Consider the following 25,165-nt stretch of genomic DNA (forward strand, 5'->3'; position numbering starts at 1 on the left):
CTTACCGGGCAGCGGCGAGCGATAGCATGGCAGAGACATCCTCAAGCAGGGCGACCAGCGTCGGCTCAGCGACCTCGATCAACACCGCCGGGTAGACCCCTAAGCCGATGACGGCGACGGCCAGCACCCCCAGCAGCAGCAGCTCACGGCCGTCGAGATCGCGCAGTTGATCGACCCGCTCGTTGGCTACCGGGCCGAAGACGACGCGCTTGACCAGCCACAGCGAATAGGCCGCTCCCACGATCAGGGTCAAACCGGCGATCGCTGCATACCAGAAACTGGCCTGATAGCTGCCGAGGATCACCATGAACTCACCGACAAAGCCTGAGGTCCCGGGCAACCCGGCGTTCGCCATCGCAAAGACGACGAAGAAGGCGGCAAAGATCGGCATGCGGTTGACCACACCGCCGTAGTCGGAGATGTTTCGGGTGTGCATTCGATCGTAGAGGACCCCAACACAGAGAAAGAGCGCCGCCGAGATAAAGCCGTGCGAGATCAGCTGGACGTAGCCGCCGGTCATCGCCAACAGGCCGCCGTCGCCGCCGCTGGCACTCGTCAACCCGGCCTGGAAGACGACGAAGAAACCGAGGGTGGCAAAACCCATATGGGCGATCGATGAGTAGGCGATCAGCCGCTTCATATCCTCCTGGACCATCGCCACCAAGCCGATGTAGACAATCGCGATCAGCGACATGGCGATCACCAACCACGCCAACTCCTGACTCGCCTCCGGGGCAATCGGTAGAGCAAAGCGCAAGAAGCCGTAGGCCCCCATCTTCAGGGTAATGGCCGCGAGGATGACCGAGCCCCCGGTCGGCGCCTCAGTGTGGGCATCGGGCAGCCAGGTGTGGACCGGCCACATCGGCACCTTCACGGCGAAGGCCGCCAATAGGGCTAAGAAGATCAAGATCTGCGCCTCGAAGGGCAGTCCCAACCCGTGAAAATCGAGCACCCCGAAGCTCTCCGCCTGCCAGCGCAGGTAGAGAAAGGCGATGAGCATCAGCACCGAGCCGAGGAAAGTGTAGAGGAAGAACTTGATGGTGGCGTAGATCCGGTTCGTCCCACCCCAGATGCCGATGAGCAAAAACATCGGCACCAGCATCGCCTCCCAGAAGACGTAGAAGAGGATGGCATCGAGCGCGGCGAAGACGCCGACCATCAAACCCTCCATGATCAGGAAGGCGCCCATGTACTGCGCCAGGCGATACTCGATACCACGCCAAGCCGCCACCACCACCAGCAAGGTCGCAAAAGCGGTCAGCACCACCAGCGGCATTGAGATGCCATCGACACCGAGGTGGTAGTGAATATCGAAGCTCGGCACCCAGCTGCGCTTCTCGACGAATTGCATTCCGGCCCCGGGATCGAAACCGATCCAGAGCACCAGAGTGAGCAGGAACGTCAAGCCGGCAACCGCCGTTGCCAACGCCCGCACCGCCTGCGGCGAACGCGCACCAACTGCGAGCACCGCGGCGCCGCCGAAGATCGGCACCCAGATGATCAGGCTCAACAACCAACCGTCGAACATCCGTTCTTCCCCTGCTTTCCAGGCGCGTTATTGCCTCTGCTTCGCCTTAGGCGAGCACTGTGCGCACCACAAAGAGTGTGATCAGCAGCAGGACGCCGATGACCATGATGAAGGCGTAGTGGTAGAGATAACCCGTTTGCAGCTGCCGCACCCCGGCCGCTGCTCGCCCGATCAGGCGCGCCGAACCGTTGACCAGCGCCCCGTCGATAATCCACCGCTCACCCACCAGTGTCAGCCCCCGCGCCAAGGCACGCCCGCCTCCGGCAGCACCTTGGACATAGAGCCAATCAAAACCGTACTTATGCTCAAGCAGCCGCTGCAGCGGGGCCAATGGCGCGACCACACGCGGCCGCCACTCAGGACGCTTGATATAGAGTAGCCACGCCGTCAGGAAGCCGGCGAAGGCCAGATACGGCACCGGGGTGGCGAAGGCGTGGCCGATAAACCCGAGAACCCCGGTGTAGCCAGCAGCCAGATAGGCCAGCCCGTGCTCAGTGGCCAGCACCTGAATCGAACCGTCGACCTTAAAGAAATCACCGATGACCATCGGTCCAAAGGTCAGCAGACCGATCAGCACCGAGGGCACCGCTAGCAGCAGCAGCGGAATGGTCACAACACGCGGACTCTCGTGCAGGTGCTCGCGGGCGTGGGCGTCCATGCGCTCTTCGCCGTGGAAGACCATAAAGAGCAGCCGGAAGCTATAGAGCGCGGTGACAAAGACCCCGAGCACCAATAGCCAGTAGGCGAAGGTCGCCCACCCGCCAGCGCTGTAGCCGACCGCAGCGATCACCGCCTCTTTCGAGAAGAAGCCGGAGAAGCCCGGGAAGCCGATCAGTGCCAGCGTGCCGATGAGCATGGTGATGTAGGTGATCGGCAGATACTTCGCCAAACCGCCCATCTTCCGCATATCCTGCTCGTGGTGCAGGGCGATGATCACCGATCCGGCGGCCAAAAAGAGCAGCGCTTTGAAGAAGGCGTGGGTGAAGAGATGGTAGACCCCAGCGGCGTAGGCCGAGACGCCGAGTGCAGCGACCATATAGCCGAGCTGTGAAAGGGTCGAGTAGGCCACCACCCGCTTGATGTCGTTTTGCACCAGGCCGATCAGCCCCATGAAGAAGGCGGTCAGGGCGCCGACGACCAGGACCACTGTCAAGGCCACGGTCGAGAGTTCAAAGAGCGGCGAGAGCCGGGCGACGAGGAAGATCCCTGCGGTCACCATGGTCGCGGCGTGAATCAGCGCCGAGATCGGCGTCGGACCCTCCATCGAGTCGGGCAGCCAGACGTGCAACGGCACCTGGGCCGACTTCCCCATGCAGCCGATGAAGATCAGCACGCAGGCGACGGTGATCAGGCTCCACTCAGCGGCCCCGAAGAGGTTCAGGGTCTGATCGGGCGCCTCGGCAACCGCTGCAAAGAGCTCACCGTAGTGGAGCGTGCCGAAGGCGCTCGCCAAGACGGCGATCCCCAACAGCAGCCCCAGATCACCCACGCGGTTGACCAGAAAGGCCTTCAAGTTAGCAAAGATCGCGCTCTCGCGGGTGTACCAGAAGCCGATGAGCAGGTAGGAGACCAAGCCGACGGCCTCCCAGGCGAAGAAGAGTTGCAGCAGATTATTCGCCATCACCAGCATCAGCATGGCGAAGGTAAAGAGCGCGATATAGCTAAAGAAGCGCTGATAGCCCGGGTCGTCGTGCATGTAGCCGATGGTGTAGATGTGCACCATCAGGGCGACGAAGGTCACCGTCGCCATCATCACCGCCGTCAGGCGATCGACTAGAAAGCCGATCTCAAAGCTGAGATTGCCGACCGTAGCCCAGGTGTAGACCGTGATATCGAGCGGTGCCGCCCCACCCCAGACCTGCGCATAGAGCACCCAAAAGGAGAGCACCGTCGCGAGGCCGACCCCGCCAATCGTCACGCGGTGCGCGCCGACGCGCCCAATCCACGGGCCGCCGATACCGGCGATCAGCGCGGCGATCAGCGGCAACAGGACGATGGCGTAGAGCACCCACTCCACAAGGACCGGATCCATCGGTTTACCCCCTCATGGTATCGAGAGCGGCGACGTTAATATCACCGCGTGAGCGGAACAGCACCACAACGATCGCCAGGCCTATGGCCACCTCCGCCGCGGCCACCGTGAGGATAAAGAAGACGAAGATCTGCCCGGCGATATCGTCGAGATAGGCGGAGAAGCCGATGAAATTGATGTTCACGGCGAGCAGGATCAGCTCGATGCACATCAGCAGCAAGATGACGTTCTTGCGGTTGATAAAGATCCCCGCCACACCGAGGCAGAAGAGCAGCGCCCCCAGGACCAGGAAATTGGAGAGCTCGATCATTGGGCCTTCCCGCTTATCATCGCTATGGTTTGTGGTAACGCCCCTGCCGGTCGGGCCACCGCCCTACACGGCGCTACGGTTCACGGTTCTAGGTATCGCTGGTATGCCGCCGATTCTTCTTGTCGATCTGGACCAACCGCAACCGCTGCTCTTTCGTCACCGAGAGCTGCTTAGGCACATCCTGGCGCTGCGTATTGGGACGTTGGCGGCGCATCGTCAGCGAGATTGCCGCAACGATCGCCAACAGCAAGATGACGGCGGCAATCTCGAAAGGATAGACGTAGGCGGTATAGAGCACTTGACCGATGGCGTGGACGTTATCGACCTCGGCCGACGGCTCCGGGATCAACCCGCCGATCAAATCGACCTGCTCAGAGAGGATCACCACTATCAGCTGCAGCAGCATCAAGCCGGCGACGACCACTCCAACCGGCAGATAGCGGGTAAACCCCTCGCGCATGGCCGCCGTGTTGACATCGAGCATCATCAACACGAAGAGGAAGAGGACCATAACGGCGCCGACGTAGACGACGATCAGGGCCAAGCCGAGGAACTCCGCACCGACCAAGACCCACAGCACCGCCGCATTGAAAAAGGCCAAGACCAGAAAGAGCGCGGCGTAGACCGGGTTGCGGACGCTGATCACCATGGTCGCGGCAAAGAGCAGCACGCCGGCAAAGAGATAGAAGATCACTTGTTCCATCGTTACGAACGCCCTCGCTTATCGGTATGGCGCATCGACGGCGCGGTCGGCCGCGATCTGGCTCTCGTAGCGATCCCCCATGCTCAATAGCTGTTGCTTGTTGAGCACGCGCTCGCCGCTCACTTCGGCGGTGTAGGTATCGAGCCGGGTCAGCACGATCGAATCGACCGGGCACGACTCCTCGCAAAAGCCGCAGTAGATGCACTTGAACATGTCGACCTCGTAACGGGTCGTGCGGCGCGTACCATCGGCGCGCTGATGCGACTCGATGGTGATCGCCTGCGCCGGACAGACAACTTCGCAGAGCTTACAGGCGATGCAGCGCTCTTCGCCGTTCGCATAGCGACGCAACGCCAGGTGGCCGCGAAAGCGCGGTGATTTCGGCGCCCGCTCCTCGGGAAACTCGAGCGTCACACTGCGGCTAAAAAAGTGCCGCCCAGTCAGACGCAACCCGCGCAGCAGCTCGACGAGTAGGAAACTTTGCAGATATTCGCTCAGCGGCCTCATCAGCTCGCTCCCGTTAGAACCAGGGGCCGATGCCAGCGTAGATCAGCCCGGTGAGTACCACCAGCCAGACCACGGTGACCGGAATCAAGACCTTCCAGCCCAAGCGCATCAGCTGATCGTAGCGATAGCGCGGGAAGGTCGCTCGGAACCAGAGGTAGCAGAAGGCGAAGAAGGCGGCCTTCAGCAAGACCCAGACCGTCCCCGGCACCCAATCGAAGGCAGGGCCGAGCACCGGGATCCCCTCGAAGGGCGAGTACCAGCCGCCGAAGAAGAAGATCGCCGCCAAGAGCGAGATCAGCAGCATGTTCGCGTACTCGGCCAAGAAGAAGATCGCGAAGGCCATGCCGGAGTACTCGACGTGGAAGCCGGCGACGATCTCCGACTCACCCTCGGCGATGTCGAAGGGCGCCCGGTTCGTCTCTGCCACCCCAGAGATCCAGTAGACGATAAAGAGCGGCAGCAGCGGCAACCAGAACCACTCCCAGAAGGGACCGGCCTGTGCCTCAACGATCCCGCCCAGGTTCATCGTCCCGGCCGCCATGAGGACCCCGACCAAGGCAAAGCCAAGCGCGATTTCGTAGGAGACGATCTGCGCCGAGGCACGCATGGTGCCGAAGAGGGCGTATTTCGAGTTCGACGCCCACCCGGCCAGCAGCAGCCCGTAGATCCCTAGCGAGGTCATCGCCAAGATGTAGAGCACACCGGCGTTGATGTCAGCGACCGCCAGCCCCTCACCGAAGGGAACCACCGCCCAGGCGGCCAGTGCCGGCATGATGGCCATCGTCGGGGCGATAAGAAAGAGCACGCGGTTGGCCTGACTTGGGATCGTGATCTCCTTGAACAGGAGTTTCAGGGCATCGGCAATCGGTTGCAGCAATCCCCGGTACCCTACGCGGTTCGGGCCGCGACGATCCTGCATGTGGCCGATGACCCGCCGCTCGACGTAGGTGTAGTACGCCACCGCCACGAAGAGCGGGATGAGTACGGCCCAAATCTTGGCGGAATGCCACAGAAGTGTCTCGATCATGCCTTCGATCGTCCTTTGCTGCCGCCTAGAGCGCTTCGATGGTCACGGTCCCGAACGGCGGACCCAGCTGTGCCCGCTCTGCCAGTCCGGCCGGGATCCACACCGTCCCCGCAGGGATCGTTGAGCTGACGACGAGCGGCAGCTCCAACGCCTCCGCAGCAGCGGCCTGCACCCGCACCCGCACCGTCGCCTCGTCCGTCTCCGCATGTGAAATGCCTAGCTGCTGCGCCGTCTCAGGGGCCACCACCGCCTCAAGACGCGCGGCTAGGGGACTCTGCTGCAGCGGCTCAGAGCGCCGCACCAGCGCATCGCCGGCGTAGATCGGCACCGCCCCGGCCAGCGCCAACGTCACCCCGCTGCCCTGCCCGCTCGCTCGCCCCGGCGCCGAGCTTGATCCGCCGTCAGCGCTCGTAGCACCGCTGCTACGAAGCTCGGCCGGGTAGCGGCTGCTCGGCTGCACATCGCGACAGGCGCCGGCGATCTCGGCGTGGACCGCAGCGATGTCGGGGTACGCAAAGCCCTCAAGCTCCAAGAGCTGCGCCAGTGCACACCAAATCCGCCAGCCTGGACGCGCCTCGGCGTAGGACTGGGCAACCCCGCGCACACTCTGCCAGCGGCCCTCGGTATTGACGTATGTGCCGGCCGTCTCGCCGAAGGCGCCTAGCGGCAGGAGCACATCGGCGACCTCACGCAAGCGCTCACTGGCAAAACTGCTCACCGCCACGACGTGCTCGGCCTGACGCAGCGCCGCGTCCGCCGCTGCCGGGTCCCACAGATCGTGCTCGGGCTCGACATCGTGGAGCAGATAGCACGGCAGCTGCGCTCGCACCATGGCATCAGCGGCCAACCCCTGTTCGGCGCTGGGACGCCCGGCCACCTCGCGATGCGGCAGGGCTCCAGCCAACCAACCGCCAGCGCTGTTCGCCGCCGCGGCCAAGACCCCGAACCGGCCACCGCTCCACTCGCCGATCAGCGCCGCGAGCGCCCGCAGCGTGGCCGCTTGCGGGTGGCTCAGCGCTTGGTTGCCCAGCAGCACCACAGCCCGCTCGCCGGCCAGCAAGCGCTTGGCCATCGCCCGCGCTGGCTCACTGACAGAGCCACCAGGAAGCCCGCGCAGCGCCTGCGGCAGCTTCCGCTGCTTGCGCTCACCGAGCGCCTGCGCGACCGCCGCGAGCTCGCTTACTAAGTGCTGCGGTGCCACCGCGTGCTCTTCGGCGAGTTCGAAGTTCCAAGCGAAGCGCCGCAACCCCAGCGCCATGATCTGTGCCCCAGCGCGCGCCGCCTTGCGCAGCCGGTGCTGAATCAGCGGCTGCTCGTGACGCGGATAACTGCCGATCAGCAAGACGGCATCGGCCTGCTCGAGTTCGGCGATCGTCCCGCCGAGATAGGGGAAGGGCGGCGCCTGCTCCTGATCGCTGACATCGCCCTCGCGCAGACGGTGATCGACATTCGCCGAGCCGAGCGCCCGCACCACTCGGCCGCCGAGGTAGAGCTCCTCAAGGGTCGCGTGCGGCGCTAACAGCGCGCCGATACCGGCTGCACCGTGGCCCTCAAGGACGCGGCGCACACCGGCAACCGCCGCACTCAGGGCCTCTTCCCAGCCGGCGGTGTGCCACTCACCGTAGCGCTTGACCAGCGGCTCGCGCAGCCGATCCGGCGCCGCCAGCCCCTCAATCGCGTAGCGGTCGCGATCGGCAATCCAGGTCTCGTTAATGGTACTGCACTCGCGCGGCACCACACGCTGGATACGGCCCTGGTAGGTATGGACCGAGAGGTGCGAGCCGACCCCATCGTGCACCGAGACCATCGGGAAGCTCAGCAGCTCCCACGCCCGGGCGCGAAACCGGAACGGCTTATTGGTCAACGCCCCAACCGGGCATAGGTCGATGATATTGGACGATAACTCCGAACGCAGCGGTTCGCCGGTGTAGGTCGAGATACGCAGCTGTTCGCCGCGATGCATCCCGCCGAGCTCCTGATCGCCGGCGATCTCCTCAAGGAAGCGCACGCAGCGGGTACAGTGGATACAGCGCGTCATCTCGGTCGCGACCAAGGGGCCGAGATCTTCGTCGGCGACCGCCCGCTTCCCCTCGACAAAGCGCGAGACCCCGCGTCCGTAGCCAAGCGCCTGATCCTGCAGCTCGCACTCCCCGCCCTGATCACATATAGGGCAGTCGAGCGGGTGGTTGATCAGCAGAAACTCCATCACCCCGCGCTGGGCATCGAGGGCGCCCGCCGAGCGCGTCGCCACCTTCATGCCGTCGGCAACCTGGGTCGCACACGCCGGCAGCGGCTTCGGCGCACGCTCGACCTCGACGAGACACATCCGGCAGCTGGCCACTACCGAGAGGTGTTTGTGGTAACAAAAGCGCGGGATGTAGATCCCGGCCCGATCGGCCGCTTCGATCAGCGGCTCGCCAGCACGCGCACCAATCGTGCGGCCGTCGATCTCGATGGTGACCTTCTCCTGGCTCATGCTGCCGCCTCCACCGCCGGCCGTCCATGCTCGATGTAGTGCTCGAACTCGCCGCGAAAGTGCTTCAGGAAACTCTGCACCGGCATCGCTGCAGCATCACCGAAGGCGCAGATGGTGTGCCCGGCGACCTGCCCTGCGACCTTCTCGAGCAGTTCCAGATCTTCGCTTCGCCCCTGCCCCTCGACGATGCGCATCAGGGTGCGATAGAGCCAGCCGGTGCCCTCGCGGCACGGCGTACACTGACCGCACGACTCGGCGTAGTAAAAGCGCGAAATGCGGGCCAAGGCACGCACCATGTCGGTCGTCTCATCCATAACGATGACCGCCCCGGAACCGAGCATCGAGCCGACGTGCTGCAGGCTCTCGTAGTCCATATTGACCGCGAGCATGGTCTCGCCCGGGACGACCGGCGTCGAACTGCCGCCCGGGATCACCGCCTTCAGCCGCCGCCCATCGCGCACCCCGCCGGCCATCTCGAGCAAATCTCTGAAGGGCGTGCCCATCGGGATCTCGAAATTCCCCGGCTTAGCGACGTGGCCGGAGACGCAGAAGATCTTCTCACCGCCGTTATTCGGCCGCCCGAGGCCCAAAAACCACTCGGCACCGTTGCGGATAATCGCCGGGACCGAGGCTAAGGTCTCGGTGTTGTTGATCGTCGTCGGCTTCCCGTAAAGCCCAAACTGCGCCGGGAAGGGCGGCTTAAAGCGCGGCTGCCCCTTCTTCCCCTCCAACGACTCCATCAGCGCCGACTCCTCGCCGCAGATGTAGGCACCGGCGCCGATGTGGTTGTAGAGCTGAAAATCGAACCCCGACCCCAGGATGTTATCGCCGAGATAGCCGGCCTCGCGCGCCTCGGCGACTGCCGTCTCCATGCGCTCGAAGGGCTCATGGTGGAACTCGCCGCGCATGTAGTTGTAGCCGACGCTCGCCCCCATGGCGTAGCCGGCGATGACCATCCCCTCGATGACCGCATGGGGGTTAAAGCGCAGAATATCGCGATCCTTGCACGTCCCCGGCTCGGACTCATCGGAGTTGCAGATCAGATACTTCTGCACCTGACTGGCACGCGGCATGAACCCCCACTTGATCCCCGGTGGGAAGCCGGCACCGCCGCGCCCGCGCAGACCGCTCTGTTTGACCTGTTCGATGACTTGCGCCGGCTCCATCGGGCCTTGTTGGGCGCCCTGGGAGCCTTGGGAGCTGCCTTGGCGGCCTTTGAGCACCTTCTCAAGTGCCTGATAGCCACCGACCTTACGATACGTCTCTAGGCTCCAAGGCTGCTCGTAGCCGAGGGTCGTAAAGCACACCTGATTCGCCATGGCTCCTCCGCGCCCCGCCGTTTCAGTCCAACCCGTCGAGGATCTCGTCGATCCGTTCCCGGGTCAGGTGTGTATGGTAGTGGCCATCGACGACCATCATCGGCGCTCCGACACAACCGGCTAGGCACTCTTCCTCACGCACTAGGGTGATCCGCCCATCGGTCGTCGTCTCGCCGAGGCGCACGCCGAGCTTCTCCTCGGCGTAGGCGACCAGCCCATCGGCGCCGTTGAGCCAACACGAGATGTTGGTGCAGATGTTGACCTTATGCCGACCGCACGCGGTGTCGAGGTGAAACATCGAGTAGAAGGTCGCGACCTCGAAGACGGCCGCCCGCGGCATCCCAAGATAGTCGGCTAATGCAGCGATGTGGTGGCGCTCGAGCGTCCCGCCGTTGTCGTCCTGCAGGACGTGCAGGGCCGGGATCACCGCCGAGCGGCGCCCCGCCGGGTCGGGCGGATACTGCGCCAGCCAGCGATCAATGCGGGCCTGCTGCGCCTCCGTCAGTGCCGTCTCCTGGGCCGCGTGCTGGGCCTTCTCCTGAGCCGTCTCTTGCCTCACCGATCCACCTCCCCGAAGACCACATCGAGCGAGCCGATCAAGGTCACCACATCGGCCAACATATAGCCGCGAATCATCTCATCGAGGGCTGCCAAGTGATAGAAACACGGCGGCCGCACCTTGAGTCGATAGGGCTTATTCGCCCCATCGGAGATGATATACGTTGCAAACTCCCCCTTCGGCGCCTCGACCGCGGCGTAGACCTCGCCCTCCGGGGGGCAGTAGCCCTCGCTGAAGAGCTTAAAGTGATGAATCAAGGACTCCATGTCGTCCTTCATGCGCTCGCGCGGCGGCGGCGTTACCTTCGGGTCGTCGAGCCGTACCGGTCCTGGATTTACTCGCAGCCAATCGACACACTGCTTAATGATCCGTGCCGACTGCCGCATCTCCTCGACACGCACCAGGTAGCGGTCGTAGCTATCCCCATTGGTACCGACCGGGATATCGAAATCGAGCCACTCGTAGGCGGCGTAGGGCTGCATCTTGCGCAGATCCCACTCCACGCCCGAGCCGCGCAGCAGCGGGCCGCTAAAGCCGAGCGCCTTCGCCCGCTCCGGCGAGACGACGCAGATATCGACCAGGCGCTGCTTCCAGATCCGGTTATCGGTGAGCAGTGTCTCGTACTCATCGACACAACCGTGGAAGCGCTCACAGAAATCATCGAGGAAGTCGAGCAGCGATCCCTCGCGCGCCCGATTCATCTCACGCAGCTCGCGCTCGCTGCGGTAGGGTGAGGCTTCGTAGCGCGGCATCTGATCGGGCAGATCGCGATTCACACCACCGGGGCGATAGTAGCTCGCGTGCATGCGCGTCCCCGAGACCGCCTCGTAGACATCCATGAGCTCTTCGCGCTCACGGAAGGCGTAGAGAAAGACGCTCATCGCCCCGACATCGAGGCCGTGGCCACCGATCCACATCAGGTGGTTGAGGATGCGCGTGACCTCGTCGAGCATGGAACGGATGTACTGGGCACGGATCGGCGGCTCGATCCCGAGGAGTTTTTCGATCGCCCGCACATAGCCGTGCTCATTGCAAAGCATCGAGACGTAATCGAGCCGGTCCATGTAACCGATCGACTGATTGTACGGCTTCGTCTCGGCGAGCTTTTCGGTCGCCCGATGCAGCAGCCCGATGTGCGGATCGGCGCGCTGGACCACTTCGCCGTCGAGTTCTAGCACCAAGCGCAGCACACCGTGAGCGGCTGGGTGCTGCGGGCCAAAGTTGATGGTGTAGCTTTGAAACTCAGCCATCCTCTAGCCCTCCCGCGGCGCGCTAGGCGAACCGATATAACGGTGATCGCGACGAATGATGCGCGGCGTCAATACGCGCGGCTCGATCTCTACCGGGGCGTAGACCACCCTTCCCTTCTCCTCATCGTAGTGCGGCTCGACATCCCCCACCATGGGAAAGTCTTTACGGAAGGGGTGGCCGACAAAGCCGTAGTCGGTCAGGATCCGGCGCAGATCGGGGTGACCATCGAAGACGATTCCGTAGAGGTCAAAAGCCTCACGCTCGGGCCAATTCGCCGCACTCCAGAGGTCGATCACCGAGGGCAGCAGCGGAAAGTCGTCGTCGGTCGCAAAACAGCGCACCCGCAAACGGCGATTGTGCTCGAAAGAGAGCAGGTGGTAGACCGCTGCGAACCGCCGTCCGGTATTCTCGGTGATCGGCTGCAGGCCGTAGACGCCGGTTCCGCCGATACGACCGACCCCCGGCTCGGTTACCCCGCGGCTAAAGCCGGTACTGCTAGCCTGCTCCGTGACCCACTCGTCTTGGCCGTAGGTGGCGTAGTCGACCCCCGCAATATCGAGCAACTGCTCGAAGCGATAGGCCGGGGCATCGCGCAGCTCGCGCATGACCGTCATTAACGCCTCCGGGCTCACCTCGATGGTCACCTCGCCATACGCCGTTTCACAGGCGATCAGACGGGGGCCGAAGTGGCCACGGAGCTGCTCACAGAGGCTCTCGGGCTCAGCCATGGACTCTCCCTCAGCGCGCAATGGTGTTCGTCCGACGGATCTTGTTTTGCAACTGGAGGATCCCGTAGTAGAGGGCTTCCGCAGTCGGCGGGCAGCCCGGGACGTAGATATCGACGGGGACGATCCGGTCGCAGCCACGGGTGACTGCGTAAGAGTAGTGGTAATAGCCCCCACCGTTGGCACAAGAGCCCATGGAGATCACCCACTTAGGATCCGGCATCTGATCGTAGACCTTGCGCAGCGCCGGCGCCATCTTGTTGCACAGGGTGCCAGCTACGATCATCACATCGGACTGTCGGGGGCTCGGCCTGAAAATCAGCCCGTGACGGTCCATGTCGTAACGCGGCCCCGCCGTGTGCATCATCTCGACTGCGCAGCAGGCCAGACCGAAGGTGACCGGCCACAGTGATCCGGTGCGCGCCCAGTTAATCAGCTTATCGGCCGAGGTGGTGATATAGCCACGCTCCAGCAGGCCTTCTACTCCCATTCCAACGCCCCTTTCTGCCACTCGTAGAGCAGACCGATGACCAGCAGACCGACGAAGAGTCCCATGGCTGCGATGCCAAAGAGACCGATATCCTCCAGCACGACCGCCCACGGGAAGAGAAACGCGATCTCCAGATCGAAGAGGATGAAGAGCAGCGCAACCAAGTAGTAGCGCACGTCGAACTTCATCCGCGAATCTTCAAAGGCCTCGAAACCACACTCGTAGGGCGCCTGCTTTTCAGGGTGAGGACGGCGGGGACCGAGCACGAACCCAGCGATCAGCGGCAATGCGCCGAAGACGAGTCCGACGATGATGAACATGAGAACCGGCAGGTAATTTTCTAGCATCTCTGTCTACGCTGCTCCGCTCCTGGCTCGTTGCAGGCGGCGCTCCACATCCATCGCCGCGCAGGTGACCATGGAGTTTACGGAGGCGCAGCGTCCGATGTCAACTCAGACGAATTTATAACTTTCTGACTAGAAAAGGGTTATGGTGAGGCAAAGGGATCGTGAAGGTTGCCACCGCGCTACACAGAGGCAAAACAGGCAATAGGGACGAGATCTCACAGGGGCCCAAAGAGGGTCCATGGGCAAGGGATTAGCGCAACAGAGGATCGTTCATAGAACATGGCCAGCACAGCGGCGCTATGCTGAATCCCGCAAAGGCGATTCCCGCGCCGCGCGCCACCCTTCCCCGTCTTGAACGGCGGGGCTTGTCGCGCAACTGGTTAACTAACTGGTGCCGAAGGCCGGACTCGAACCGGCACGGCTTTCGCCACCGCCCCCTCAAGACGGCGTGTCTACCAATTCCACCACTTCGGCAAGTCACTCAAAATTTGCTACCCAACGCCGCCACAGCGTCACTCGCCTCTTCTCTCCTCTCACCCCAGGCCCACCGCCAACGAACAGCGGTCCCGGGAGAGCGAAACAGCGACTACCACCGCACAACGCGCCGCTATGGTAGCCGCTTCTCTTGCCAAGATCAAGGCGCCGGCTCTTCCGGTGCCTCTTCTTCAGCGGGCTCAGCAGGCGCCTCGGGCGCATGCTCATCGGCCGGCGCAGCTGGTGCCTCGGGTGCACCCTCTTCACCCGGCGCAGCCGGTGCCTCAGGCGCCTCCTCTTCGCCCGGCGTCGCTGGAGCCTCGGGCATCTCATCGCCGAGCTCGCGAACCGGGTCGTCCGGGGCGTCCGGATCGTCGGGCGACTCCGGGATATCGGGCAGATCGGCAGTGGGCAACTCCTGGACATCCGGTTCGTCACCGATCACCGAAGTCTCGGCCCCCATACCCAAACCGCGGCTGGCCATCACCGCTAGACTGAGGCTGGTCACGAAGAAGAAGGTACCCAGGGTGGCGATCAGCTTGGTCATAAAGGTCGCCGCCCCGCGTGAGCCGAAGACCGTGCTAGAGGCGCCGCTGCCAAAGGCCGCACCCATATCGGCCCCCTTTCCCTGATTAAGCAACACCAGGATCACCAGGGCTACGGCGATCACGACGTGCACGGCGAGAACTGCTGCGAACATAGTCTTCTCTTAACCCCCTACGGCGGCGCGGTGGATGGCCAAAAAGCCCTCTGAATCGAGCGAGGCGCCGCCGATCAAGCCACCGTCGATATCCTCTTGAGCAAATAACTCCGCTGCGTTCTCCGGCTTAACACTGCCGCCGTAGAGGATCGGCAGCACCGCCGCCCCTTCGGGATCACGCTCGGCGACCCGTGCGCGGATAAAAGCATGGACCTGCTGCGCTTGTTCCGGCGCCGCCGTCCGCCCGGTGCCGATCGCCCAGACCGGCTCGTAGGCGATCACTGCATCGCTGAACGCCGTAGCACCGACTGCCTCAAGCACGGCATCAATCTGCTCACCGACAACCGACTCGGTGCGCTGTGCATCGCGCTCAGCGAGTGTCTCACCGACGCACAAAATCGGGGTCAAGCCCGCCCCACGCGCTGCCGCATACTTCGCCGCAACGCGGGCGTTGTCCTCGCCGTAGAGGGTTCGCCGCTCCGAATGACCGACGATGACGTAGCGGCAACCGGCCTCCAGCAGCATGGCCGCGGAGACCTCTCCCGTATACGCCCCGGCCGGGTACTCGCTGACATCTTGAGCGCCCAGGCCGACACCGGTCGGCAAGTGACTGGCCGCCGTCGGCAACAGCGTATAGGGTGGGCACACCACCAACTCAGCCCCGCTGATGGCATCGGCAGCATGCTCGGCTATCCGACGCACCAGATCGGCATCCCCGTTCATCTTCCAGTTGCCTGCAATGATTTTTCGCCGCATCGTATGATCCAGCCCTGTCAAAACTGTCAAGAAAAGAGGGCAAGACTAGCTTTCATGCCGCTCAAAATCAAACGAAATAAGTCCGCAAATCAGCCAGCAGACGGCCAACTATGCCCCGTCCACCTCACCCTGTGACGGCACCGCAACCCGACTCGTCCCCGCGCCGCATCGACTGCTCTACCACACACACTACCCCGCCACCTGGCGTGTCTGCACACGGGCGGTCTCCGCAAGCTGCTCGGCAAGCTGCTCGACTTGTTCGGCATCCTGCCCTTCGACCATCACTCGCAGCAACGGCTCGGTCCCCGAGGGCCGCAACAAGATCCTCCCGTGCTCCCCTAATACCGCCTCGGCATCGGCCACCGCCGCCTGCAACTGCGGCGCCGCCATTACATCGACCCCCTTAGCCAGGGGTACATTGACCAGGCGCTGCGGGAAGAGCTCGAGCTCGGCGGCCAACTCAGCCAGAGCGCGACCGCTCGTTACCATGATCTCAAGCACCTGGAGGGCCGAGACGAGTCCATCGCCGGTCGTCGTCCGATCGAGGCAGATAATGTGCCCAGAGGACTCCCCTCCCAAGGTCGCCCCCCGCTGCAGCATGCGCTCTAAGACGTAGCGATCGCCGACGCGGGTACGCTCTAAGGCCAGCCCCAGCTCGGCGAGCGCAACTTCCAAACCGAGGTTGCTCATCTGCGTCCCGACCACACAGCCAGTCAACTGACCTCGCGCGTGGCGCGCCGCAGCGATGATATAGAGGAGCGCATCGCCATCGAGCAGCCGCCCCTCGGCAGTGACCATGACCACGCGATCGCCGTCGCCATCGAAGGCAAGACCGGCATCGGCCCCCTCCTCAAGCACCCGCTGCTGCAGCGCCGCCGGTGCCTGCGAACCGCACTCAACGTTGATATTCAAACCATCGGGCGCAGCGCCTAAAACCGTCACTTCGGCGCCGAGTTCGCGCAGCACGGCCGGCGCTACTTGATAGGTCGCACCGTGGGCGCAGTCGACCACCAGACGCAGTCCGTGCATGTCAGTGCGACGCTGAATGGAGCCTTTGCAGAACTCGATATAGCGCCCCGCGGCATCGCCGACTCGAGTCGCCCGCCCGAGCTGATCGCAACCGACCAACTGCGGCGCCTCGCGCAGCAACTGCTCGATGGCCAGTTCGGTGGCATCATCGAGCTTGTAGCCATCACCACCGAAGAATTTGATCCCGTTATCGTAGTGAGGGTTGTGCGAGGCGCTGATGACCACTCCGGCAGCCGCATGGAGCGTGCGCGTTAAGTAGGCGATTGCCGGGGTCGGCATCGGCCCGAGCATCAGCGAGTGCACCCCAGCGGCGGCAAAGCCTGCTTCCAGCGCCGACTCGAACATGTAACCGGAGAGGCGAGTATCCTTGCCGATCACCACCTTGCGCCCGCCTTCGCTCGCCAGCACCCGGCCAGCCGCCCAGCCAAGGCGCAACACCAGCTCCGGGGTAATGGGATGCTCACCGACGCGGCCCCGAATGCCGTCGGTCCCGAAGTAGTTCCGTGCTTCACTCACCTGCGACCTCTCCCCCCGCTCAAACGCTCACTGGCTACCGACCCGTCGCGCGGTCTCGGCAATCGCTACCGCATCAACGGTAGCCGCAACGTCGTGGGTGCGCACGATGCGCGCCCCTTGCCAGACGGCAAGCGCCGCCGCCGCGGCACTGCCGACGACCCGCTGCTCCGCCGGACGCTCCCCCAGTGCCCAACCGATCATTGACTTACGCGACATGCCGACGAGCACCGGAAGGCCAAGGTCGACAATGGCTGAGAACTGGTGCAACAGCGCATAGTTGTGCTGCACGCTCTTACCAAAACCGAATCCCGGATCGACCACCAGGCGCTCGCGTGGCACCCCGGCGGCCTGTGCCGCGGCAACTCGCGCCGCGAGATAGTCGCGCACCTCGCCGATCAGATCGTCGTAGTGCGGCTGCCGCTGCATCGTACGCGGCTCCCCCTGCATGTGCATCAGGCAGATCGGCACACCCCAGGCAGCGGCCTCGGCCAACGCACCGGGCGCCTCCAGCGCGCGGATATCGTTAATCATGGCGGCACCGGCGGCCACCGCGGCGCGTGCCACGGCCGGTTTACAGGTGTCGACCGAGATCGGCACCTCAAGCTCACCGCGCAGCGCCTCAAGGACGGGCACGACTCGCTCTAACTCCTCCTCGGCACTCACCGGCTCGGCTCCGGGCCGACTCGACTCCCCACCGATATCGAGCAAATCAGCCCCCTCGGCGACCAAGCGGTGGGCCTGCCGGCAGGCGGCCCGCGGTGCCAAGAAGCGTCCACCATCGGAAAAAGAATCGGGGGTGACGTTAATCACCCCCATGATCAGCGGTCGATCGAGCGGCAGCCGGTACCCCGCGCAATCGAGCGCGGGCGCTGCCGCCTGCTCATCACCTCCCATCAATGCTCGCCCACTGGACGCCCCAGCGGCCCATTGTCGCCGTCGCGGCCACCGTCGGCATCGCCATCAGCGGACGGTTCGGCATCATCGACAGGAGCAGCCTCGGCTGTCGCGCCACCGTCACCACCGCCAGATTTACGATCCTCCCAACCCTTAGGCGGACGCGGATCGCGGCCCTGCATGATGTCGTCGATCTGCTCACGGTCGATCGTCTCGTACTTCATCAAGGCGTCGGCCATCGTGTGGAGCAGATCCATCTTCTCGCGCAGAATCCGCTCGGCGGTGGTGTAGTTGGTATCGATGATCGCCCGCACCTCCTCGTCGATGGCGTGCTGCGTCTCATCGGAGACATCTTTATGCTGCGTCACCGCATGGCCGAGGAAGACCTCACCTTGCTCCTCGCCGTAGGCGAGTGGTCCTAAGCGGGCCGACAGCCCCCACTTGGTGACCATGCTGCGAGCGATCTCGGTCGCCCGCTGGATGTCGTTCTGCGCCCCGGTCGTTACCCGATCGGCACCGAAGATCAGCTCCTCGGCAATCCGTCCGCCAAAGAGGCTCGAAATCATGCTATCGAGCCGCTGTTTGGTGTAGCTGTAGCGATCCTCCTCGGGCAAGAACATGGTGACGCCAAGGGCCCGGCCGCGCGGAATGATCGAGACCTTATGCACCGGGTCGTGATCCGGTGAACTCAGCCCGACGATGGCGTGACCGGCCTCGTGGTAGGCGGTCAGCTTCTTCTCGTCCTCTTTCATCACCATGGACTTGCGCTCAGAGCCCATCATGATCTTATCTTTGGCCTGCTCGAAGTCGATCTGCTCGACCCGCTCTTTATCGGCACGGGCGGCGAAGAGTGCCGCTTCGTTCACCAAGTTCTGCAGATCGGCCCCGGAGAACCCCGGTGTACCGCGGGCGATGATCTCGGCCTTGACGTCTTCGGCCGCCGGCACCTTCTTCATGTGGACGTTGAGAATCTGTTCACGGCCACGCACGTCGGGCAGCGGCACGACCACCTGCCGATCGAAACGACCAGGGCGCAGCAGCGCCGGATCAAGCACATCGGGGCGGTTGGTTGCCGCGATGACGATGATCCCTTCACTGCCCTCGAAGCCGTCCATCTCGACCAGCATCTGATTGAGCGTCTGCTCACGCTCATCGTGACCCCCGCCGAGACCGGCGCCACGCTGCCGGCCGACGGCATCGAGTTCGTCGATAAAGATGATGCACGGCGCCTGCTTCTTCGCCTGTTGGAACATATCGCGCACCCGCGAGGCGCCAACACCGACGAACATCTCGACAAAGTCAGAGCCCGAGATCGAGAAGAAGGGAACGCGCGCCTCGCCGGCGATCGCCTTTGCCAGCAGTGTCTTACCAGTACCCGGCGGCCCCACCATCAGCACTCCGCGGGGGATCGTGCCACCAAGCCGCTGGAACTTGCTCGGATCGCGCAGAAAGTCGACCAACTCCTTGACGTCTTCCTTGGCCTCGTCACAGCCGGCAACGTCGTCAAAGCTGTACTTGCTCTGCTCCTCCGTCATCATCTTCGCCTTGCTCTTACCGAAGGACATCGCCCCTCGGCCACCGCCACCGCCCTGCATCTGGCGCATAAAGTAGATCCAAACGGCGATCAGCAGCAAAAACGGCGTCCACGAGATCAAGATCTGCAGCAGCATGCTGTCGCTGTCGGCCTTCTTAGCGTCGATGCGCACGCCGTGCTCCAAAAGTTCACCGATCAGCGCACGATTGTCGGTCTCCGGATTGAAAGTCCGGTACTCCCGACCGTCGGCATGCTGGATCGTGATCTGTTCTCCCTGGATCAGCACCTCACGGACATGGCCGCGCTCGACCTCGTTGAGAAATTCGGAATAAGCGACCTCCTCGGTCACCTCGGTGGTGCGCTCCTGAAAGTTGCTGAATACCGACATCAGCACCACCGCGATGATGACCCAGAGGATCAAATTCTTGGCCATGTCGCTCACGGCATCATCCTCGCTTTGCCTGCTTTCAACAAGAAATAGAACCACTCAGCCTACTACAGCACGGGCTCCCGGGCCAGCAGATAGACCTCGCGACTCGCTGCCCGCGAGGCGTCCGGTTTGCGAATCAACACGCGCCGAAACGTCTGCTGCAATTGCCCGCGGAAGGCATCGAAGTCCTCTCCCTGAAAGGCTTTGACCAAAAAAGTACCGCGATGACTCAACCAGGCGTGGGCAAAATCGGCCGCCAACTCGGCCAACGCCATCACGGCCGGCTGATCGACTGCCGTATGCCCGGTCAAATTCGGTGCCATATCGGAGAGCACGACATCGACGGAACGCCCCTCAAGGGCCGCCTCCACCGCCTGCAGCCCCGATGGCTCAGCAAAGTCATCGCAAATCATCTCGACCCCGGGCAGCGGCTCCATCGCGAGGCGATCGATGGCGATCACCACACCGCCAGGAGTGACCCGCCGCACCGCCAGCTGCGACCAGCCGCCGGGGGCCGCCCCTAAGTCGACGACTACGGCACCCGGCATAAAGAGCCGATCGCGCGCATCAATCGCCTCAAGCTTCAGCGCCGCCCGCGAGCGCCAACCCTCCGCCCGCGCCCGCCGCACGAAGGGGTCGCTCTCATGCTGCTGCCGCCGACGCAGCGAGCCGCAACGTCCCGAACCGCGCTGCCCTGCTCCTTTAGCCATCAGCGTTCGTTCCACTTCGTAACGCCCAAGAGCTGCCGGGCCCGCCGGCGCGCCCGCCACATCACCCAGGCGGCACCGAGCGACGAGGCACCCAACACGGCGATCAACTCCCACCACGGCGCTGCATCGATGCCGAGGGTGATCAACCAGACACTGACCACCAGCAGAATCACCACCCCCAACTCAATCTTGACATCGCGCAGCGGCCCACCGCTTGCGCGCACGACCCCACGCCGTGGTAGATTCCCCTGCTCTTTTCCGTCTGCCATGGGTGAGCCCCTGTATGGATCTAACTGCCGAGCAACTCAAAGCGCTGCGTCGCCGCGGCCACCACCTCAAGCCGGTCGTACTCACCGGTGCCGCGGGGCTCAGCGAGCCCGTTATGGCGGAGATCGAGCGCGCCCTCTGGGATCATGAACTGATCAAGGTCAAACTCGCCGGGGCCGATAAGGCCGAGCGCGAAGCCATGACGGCCGCGATCACCGCAGCGACCGGGGCAGTCGCGGTGCAGAGCATCGGCCGCATAGTGCTGCTCTACCGCGAGCGCTCAGAATCGGAATCGGTGTCAGGGGCAGAGGCGAACTGAGCCAGCGTCTCCCGACCCGGCTGCAGGCCGCCGAGCACCAGAACCAGGGCGATCGCACAGGCGATCAGATAGAGGCTCTCGGCGGCGCGCAGCGCCGAAAGATAGGCGACATCGACCGCTTGCTGCGTCAACTCGACCATCGGCGGTCGCACCCACCACTCGCCGACGGCAACGAGCACCACCAGGATCACCAACAGCCAGAGTCGCCAGTGGGCCGCCAGCGGCCGAATCCGGTAGCGCAACTGCGCCGGAATCAAGACCGCAGCGCAGAGAAGACTCGTCCACGCCACCGCCTGCGTCAACTCACCGGCCAGCGCCGCTGCCACCGCGGTCTCGTCAGTATAGCGGTAGAGCAGCGGCGTCACCAAAAATCCGACGATCCACAAGGCGCCAGCCCAGACCGTAAGCAGCAGCCGTTCAACCGCCTGCATCAACACGACCGGCTCCACGCGCCCGCTACGCCACTACACCTACACCGCTCGCTCACTCGTAGCGCACCTCGACAATGTCGTAGATCCGCTCCCCGCTCGGCGCCTGCACCACCGCCTCATCGCCCTCCTCGCGCCCGATCAGCGCGCGGGCGATCGGTGAGCTGACCGAGATCAATCCCTGTTTGATATCGGCCTCATCGTCGCCGACGATCTGATAGGTGACTTCGCTATCGCCCTCTTGCTCCTGTAAGACCACGGTCGCCCCGAAGACGACCTTCGGTGCCGCCTGGATCGTCTGCGGATCGATGATCTGGGCGTTCGACAGTTTCGCTTCGAGCTCCTGAATACGGCCCTCGACGAAACCCTGCTGTTCACGCGCAGCGTGGTACTCGGCATTCTCCTTGAGATCGCCGTGCTCGCGCGCCTCGGCGATCGCTTGAATAATCCGCGGGCGCTCCTCATGCTTGAGCCGCTGTAACTCGGCGCGCAGCTTCTCAGCGCCTTTGGTCGTCAAGGGTATCTTGCTCATCCCGTCATCTCCCGGTGCAGGGCATGAAGGGGGCGGGCCTCCCACTCCTTGATGTGATCGAGCGCCAGGCAAATCGCCCGGGCGCCGGCGATGGTCGTGGTGTAACAGACCTTTCGCTGCAACGCCTCACGGCGGATCGAGTAGGAGTCGGCGATGGCCTGCCGCCCTTCCGTGGTGTTCACGATTAGATCGACCTCATCATTCTTAATGGCATCGACGATATGCGGCCGGCCCTCGGTGACCTTGTTGATACGGCGGACCTCTAGGCCCGCCGCCTCGAGGGCGGCCGCCGTGCCATGGGTGGCGATCAAATGAAAACCACGCCGGACCAAGTCCTGCGCCACTTCCACTGCAGCCTCCTTATCGGCCTCGCGCACGCTGACAAAAGCGCAGCCCCCGCGCGGCAGAACCACGCCGGCGGCCAGCTGTGCTTTCGCGTATGCCTCACCGAAACAGGCGCCGATCCCCATCACTTCGCCGGTCGATTTCATCTCCGGCCCCAAGATCGGATCGACACCGGGGAATTTTAAAAACGGGAAGACCGCTTCCTTAACCGAATAGTAGGACGGAATCACCTCTTGTTCCACCCCTTGCGCCGCCAGACTCTGCCCAGCCATACAGCGTGCCGCGACTTTAGCCAGAGGCACACCGCACGCCTTCGCAACGTACGGCACGGTGCGCGAGGCCCGCGGATTGACCTCGAGCAGGAAGATCCGCTGCCCTTGAATGGCAAACTGGACGTTCATCAGGCCGACGACCCGCAATTCGAGAGCGAGCTGACGGACCTGCTCGCGCACCCGGTCGAGGACATCCGCGGCAAGCGTATAGGGCGGGATCGAGCAAGCCGAGTCGCCCGAATGCACCCCGGCTTGTTCAATGTGCTGCATGATACCGCCGATCACTACCTGCTCGCCATCGCAGATGGCATCGACATCGACTTCAACGGCATCGTCGAGGAAGCGATCGAGCAGTACCGGGCACTCGTTCGAGACCCGCACCGCCTCGTTCATGTACTGGCGCAGTTCGCTCTCTTCGTAGACGATCTCCATCGCCCGCCCGCCGAGCACGTAGGAGGGGCGAACGACCAGCGGGTAGCCGATCTCGGCGGCCAGACGCAGCGCATCGGCCTCGGTTCGAGCGGTGCGGTTCGGCGGCTGCATCAGACCGAGCCGATTGACGAGCTCTTGGAAGCGCTCGCGATCCTCGGCCCAATCGATCGACTCCGGTGAGGTGCCGATGATCGGCGCCCCGGCCGCCTCCAGCGCCCGCGCCAATTTAAGCGGCGTCTGCCCGCCGTACTGCACGATGATCCCGCGCGGCTGCTCGGTCTCGACGATCTCGAGCACATCCTCCAGGGTCAGCGGCTCAAAGTAGAGCCGATCGGAGGTGTCGTAGTCGGTCGAGACGGTCTCCGGGTTGCAGTTGACCATGATCGTCTCGTAGCCATCATCACGCAGTGCTAGCGCGGCGTGGACGCAGCAGTAGTCGAACTCAATGCCTTGGCCGATGCGATTCGGCCCACCGCCGAGCACCATGATCTTCTGGCGCGAACTCGGCGCGGCCTCGCACTCCTCCTCGTAGGTCGAGTACATATAGGCAGTCGCCGAGGGGAATTCCGCGGCACACGAGTCGACCCGCTTAAAGACCGGACGAATGCCGAGCTCATGACGGCGCCGCCGTACCTGCTCTTCGCTCACGCTCCACAGCGCGGCCAGACGGGCATCAGAGAAGCCGCTGCGTTTATAGCGGCGCAGCGACTCAGCACTGCACTCGGCGAAACGAGCGGCGGCGATCTCGCCCTCGGTCGCAATCAGCTCCTCGATCTGGGCTAAGAACCACGGGTCGATGGCGGTCATCGTGTGGATCTCATCGAGGGTAAAACCGGCACGGAAGGCATCACCGACGTGCAGCACCCGCTCCGGCGACGGCTGCCGCAGGGAGTGGCGCACCGCTTCGCGTAGATCGCTGCGGCTCGAATCGAGGCGCGGGTCGAGACCGGTTAGATCTTGCTCCAGGCCGCGCAGCGCCTTTTGGAACGACTCCTGGAAGGTACGGCCGATCGCCATAACCTCGCCGACCGACTTCATCTGGGTCGTCAGAGAGGGCTGTGCCTGCGGAAACTTTTCAAAGGTAAAGCGCGGAATCTTGGTGACGACGTAGTCGATCGTCGGCTCGAAGGAGGCCGGGGTCGCCCCACCGGTGATCTCGTTACTCAACTCATCGAGGGTGTAGCCGACAGCCAGCTTCGCCGCGACCTTGGCAATCGGGAAACCGGTCGCCTTCGAGGCGAGGGCCGAGGAGCGCGAGACGCGCGGGTTCATCTCGATGATCACCATGCGCCCATCTTCGGGGCTGATGGCGAACTGCACATTCGAGCCCCCGGTCTCGACGCCGATCTCGCGCAGCACCGCCAGCGAGGCGTCGCGCATGATCTGGTACTCTTTGTCGGTCAGCGTCTGCGCCGGGGCGACGGTGATCGAGTCGCCGGTATGCACCCCCATCGGGTCGAAGTTCTCGATTGAGCAGATGATGATGGCGTTGTCGTTGCGATCGCGCACGACCTCCATCTCGTACTCTTTCCAGCCGAGCACCGACTCCTCAAGCTGCACCTCGTTGGTGTAGGAGAGCTCCAACCCGCGCTCGACGATCTCGTTAAACTCCTCGCGGTTGTAGGCAATACCACCGCCCGAGCCGCCGAGGGTGTAGGAGGGGCGGATGATGACCGGGAAGCCGATGCGCGCCTGCGCCGCTTGCGCCTCGGCCATCGAGCGGGCGATCTCGGCGCGCGGCGACTCAAGCCCGATCCGGCTCATCGCGGCCCGGAAGGCCTCGCGCTCTTCGGCCTTATCGATCGCTTCACGAGTCGCCCCGATCATCTCGACGCCGAAGCGCTCCAGCACGCCGTGCTTGCACAGATCGAGCGCGCAGTTGAGCGCCGTCTGTCCGCCCATCGTCGGCAACAGCGCACCGGGGCGCTCGCGCTCGATGATGCGCGCGACGGTCTGCCACTCGATCGGCTCGATATAGACCGCATCGGCGGTCTCGGGATCGGTCATGATGGTCGCCGGGTTCGAGTTGACCAGGACCACACGATACCCCTCGGCGCGCAGCGCCTTACACGCCTGGGCGCCAGAGTAGTCGAATTCACAAGCCTGGCCGATGACGATGGGGCCGGCGCCGATGATCAGGATGGAGTCGATGTCGGTGCGTTTTGGCATAGTTGTGCTTGATTTCCGCGTCGGGTCCGGGATCCGGGGCAGATCCGCGGCTTATGATTCACGCCCAATCCACCGGTGTCGGCA

24 protein-coding genes and 1 tRNA gene are annotated in these 25,165 nt (G+C 63.8%); 1 reads left to right on the top strand and 24 read right to left on the bottom strand.

Translation table 11 applies throughout. The annotated features are described in order from the left end of the window. Position 1 precedes the first annotated feature (1 nt). The 21 genes from CKO15_RS02885 to CKO15_RS02985 all read right to left on the bottom strand — a co-directional run bounded on the left by CKO15_RS02885 (position 2) and on the right by CKO15_RS02985 (position 20,586). On the bottom strand, positions 2-1,528 hold the full coding sequence (locus CKO15_RS02885) for an NADH-quinone oxidoreductase subunit M (RefSeq protein WP_200192325.1): 1,527 nt from the start codon (positions 1,526-1,528) through the stop codon (positions 2-4). A gap of 46 nt (positions 1,529-1,574) precedes the next feature. After that, a complete protein-coding gene (nuoL, locus tag CKO15_RS02890; protein WP_420842110.1) occupies positions 1,575-3,545 on the bottom strand; it encodes an NADH-quinone oxidoreductase subunit L in 1,971 nt (656 codons plus the stop codon). Between the two features lie 19 nt (positions 3,546-3,564). Further along, positions 3,565-3,870, bottom strand: a complete 306-nt coding sequence (nuoK, locus tag CKO15_RS02895; RefSeq protein WP_200192329.1) for an NADH-quinone oxidoreductase subunit NuoK — start codon at positions 3,868-3,870, stop codon at positions 3,565-3,567. A gap of 88 nt (positions 3,871-3,958) precedes the next feature. Next, on the bottom strand, positions 3,959-4,573 hold the full coding sequence (locus tag CKO15_RS02900; protein WP_200192331.1) for an NADH-quinone oxidoreductase subunit J: 615 nt from the start codon (positions 4,571-4,573) through the stop codon (positions 3,959-3,961). A gap of 18 nt (positions 4,574-4,591) precedes the next feature. After that, positions 4,592-5,080, bottom strand: coding sequence for an NADH-quinone oxidoreductase subunit NuoI (gene nuoI, locus CKO15_RS02905; RefSeq protein WP_200192332.1), 489 nt, complete (start codon positions 5,078-5,080; stop codon positions 4,592-4,594). 13 nt (positions 5,081-5,093) lie between these two features. Next, on the bottom strand, positions 5,094-6,107 hold the full coding sequence (gene nuoH, locus CKO15_RS02910) for an NADH-quinone oxidoreductase subunit NuoH (RefSeq protein WP_200192334.1): 1,014 nt from the start codon (positions 6,105-6,107) through the stop codon (positions 5,094-5,096). A gap of 25 nt (positions 6,108-6,132) precedes the next feature. Continuing rightward, a complete protein-coding gene (gene nuoG / locus CKO15_RS02915; RefSeq protein WP_200192336.1) occupies positions 6,133-8,583 on the bottom strand; it encodes an NADH-quinone oxidoreductase subunit NuoG in 2,451 nt (816 codons plus the stop codon). Next, complete coding sequence (nuoF, locus tag CKO15_RS02920; protein ID WP_200192338.1) at positions 8,580-9,902, bottom strand: NADH-quinone oxidoreductase subunit NuoF; 1,323 nt, start codon at positions 9,900-9,902, stop codon at positions 8,580-8,582. The genes nuoG and nuoF overlap by 4 nt, the downstream gene beginning before the upstream one ends. Positions 9,903-9,924: 22 nt before the next feature. Further along, a complete protein-coding gene (locus tag CKO15_RS02925; protein ID WP_200192340.1) occupies positions 9,925-10,461 on the bottom strand; it encodes an NADH-quinone oxidoreductase subunit NuoE in 537 nt (178 codons plus the stop codon). Then, positions 10,458-11,711 carry an NADH-quinone oxidoreductase subunit D gene (locus CKO15_RS02930; protein WP_200192342.1) on the bottom strand — a complete coding sequence of 418 codons (1,254 nt, stop codon included), beginning with the start codon at positions 11,709-11,711 and terminating at the stop codon, positions 10,458-10,460. The genes CKO15_RS02925 and CKO15_RS02930 overlap by 4 nt, the downstream gene beginning before the upstream one ends. A gap of 3 nt (positions 11,712-11,714) precedes the next feature. After that, a complete protein-coding gene (locus CKO15_RS02935; protein ID WP_200192344.1) occupies positions 11,715-12,440 on the bottom strand; it encodes an NADH-quinone oxidoreductase subunit C in 726 nt (241 codons plus the stop codon). Between the two features lie 10 nt (positions 12,441-12,450). Then, positions 12,451-12,927, bottom strand: a complete 477-nt coding sequence (locus CKO15_RS02940; RefSeq protein ID WP_200192346.1) for a NuoB/complex I 20 kDa subunit family protein — start codon at positions 12,925-12,927, stop codon at positions 12,451-12,453. Further along, a complete protein-coding gene (locus CKO15_RS02945) occupies positions 12,918-13,274 on the bottom strand; it encodes an NADH-quinone oxidoreductase subunit A (RefSeq protein ID WP_200192348.1) in 357 nt (118 codons plus the stop codon). The genes CKO15_RS02940 and CKO15_RS02945 overlap by 10 nt, the downstream gene beginning before the upstream one ends. Before the next feature lie 389 nt (positions 13,275-13,663). Next, positions 13,664-13,748 (bottom strand) — tRNA-Leu (locus CKO15_RS02950). A gap of 160 nt (positions 13,749-13,908) precedes the next feature. Next, a complete protein-coding gene (secG, locus tag CKO15_RS02955; RefSeq protein WP_200192350.1) occupies positions 13,909-14,448 on the bottom strand; it encodes a preprotein translocase subunit SecG in 540 nt (179 codons plus the stop codon). 9 nt (positions 14,449-14,457) lie between these two features. Continuing rightward, positions 14,458-15,204 (bottom strand): triose-phosphate isomerase, encoded by a 747-nt coding sequence (tpiA, locus tag CKO15_RS02960; protein WP_200192352.1) that lies wholly within the window; start codon positions 15,202-15,204, stop codon positions 14,458-14,460. Positions 15,205-15,393: 189 nt separating this feature from the next. Further along, entirely contained in the window at positions 15,394-16,749 is a 1,356-nt protein-coding gene (gene glmM, locus CKO15_RS02965; protein WP_200192354.1) for a phosphoglucosamine mutase, read from the bottom strand. Positions 16,750-16,776: 27 nt separating this feature from the next. Next, positions 16,777-17,643: a dihydropteroate synthase gene (folP, locus tag CKO15_RS02970; RefSeq protein WP_200192356.1), complete on the bottom strand. Its 867-nt coding sequence runs from the start codon at positions 17,641-17,643 to the stop codon at positions 16,777-16,779. After that, complete coding sequence (gene ftsH / locus CKO15_RS02975; RefSeq protein ID WP_200192433.1) at positions 17,643-19,610, bottom strand: ATP-dependent zinc metalloprotease FtsH; 1,968 nt, start codon at positions 19,608-19,610, stop codon at positions 17,643-17,645. Before ftsH ends, folP begins: the two co-directional genes overlap by 1 nt. A 62-nt stretch (positions 19,611-19,672) precedes the next feature. Next, complete coding sequence (locus CKO15_RS02980; protein ID WP_200192358.1) at positions 19,673-20,317, bottom strand: RlmE family RNA methyltransferase; 645 nt, start codon at positions 20,315-20,317, stop codon at positions 19,673-19,675. Next, on the bottom strand, positions 20,317-20,586 hold the full coding sequence (locus CKO15_RS02985; RefSeq protein WP_200192360.1) for a hypothetical protein: 270 nt from the start codon (positions 20,584-20,586) through the stop codon (positions 20,317-20,319). Before CKO15_RS02985 ends, CKO15_RS02980 begins: the two co-directional genes overlap by 1 nt. A gap of 14 nt (positions 20,587-20,600) precedes the next feature. On the opposite strand from CKO15_RS02985, the gene yhbY reads away from it, so the two are divergent. Continuing rightward, complete coding sequence (gene yhbY, locus CKO15_RS02990; protein WP_200192362.1) at positions 20,601-20,903, top strand: ribosome assembly RNA-binding protein YhbY; 303 nt, start codon at positions 20,601-20,603, stop codon at positions 20,901-20,903. On the opposite strand, the gene CKO15_RS02995 is transcribed toward yhbY, so the two are convergent. Genes CKO15_RS02995 through carB form a run of 3 tightly spaced genes read right to left on the bottom strand, consistent with a single transcriptional unit; the run spans position 20,852 to position 25,081 of the window. Further along, a complete protein-coding gene (locus CKO15_RS02995; RefSeq protein WP_200192363.1) occupies positions 20,852-21,352 on the bottom strand; it encodes a DUF4149 domain-containing protein in 501 nt (166 codons plus the stop codon). The genes yhbY and CKO15_RS02995 overlap by 52 nt on opposite strands. Positions 21,353-21,386: 34 nt before the next feature. Beyond that, the gene (gene greA, locus CKO15_RS03000; protein ID WP_200192365.1) at positions 21,387-21,863 is read right to left on the bottom strand and encodes a transcription elongation factor GreA; all 477 of its coding nucleotides are present in this window, start codon (positions 21,861-21,863) and stop codon (positions 21,387-21,389) included. Continuing rightward, the gene (gene carB, locus CKO15_RS03005) at positions 21,860-25,081 is read right to left on the bottom strand and encodes a carbamoyl-phosphate synthase large subunit (protein WP_200192367.1); all 3,222 of its coding nucleotides are present in this window, start codon (positions 25,079-25,081) and stop codon (positions 21,860-21,862) included. The genes greA and carB overlap by 4 nt, the downstream gene beginning before the upstream one ends. Between the last annotated feature and the right edge of the window lie 84 nt (positions 25,082-25,165).

It is taken from the genome of Halorhodospira abdelmalekii, from assembly GCF_016583625.1.
Lineage (GTDB): Bacteria > Pseudomonadota > Gammaproteobacteria > Nitrococcales > Halorhodospiraceae > Halorhodospira > Halorhodospira abdelmalekii.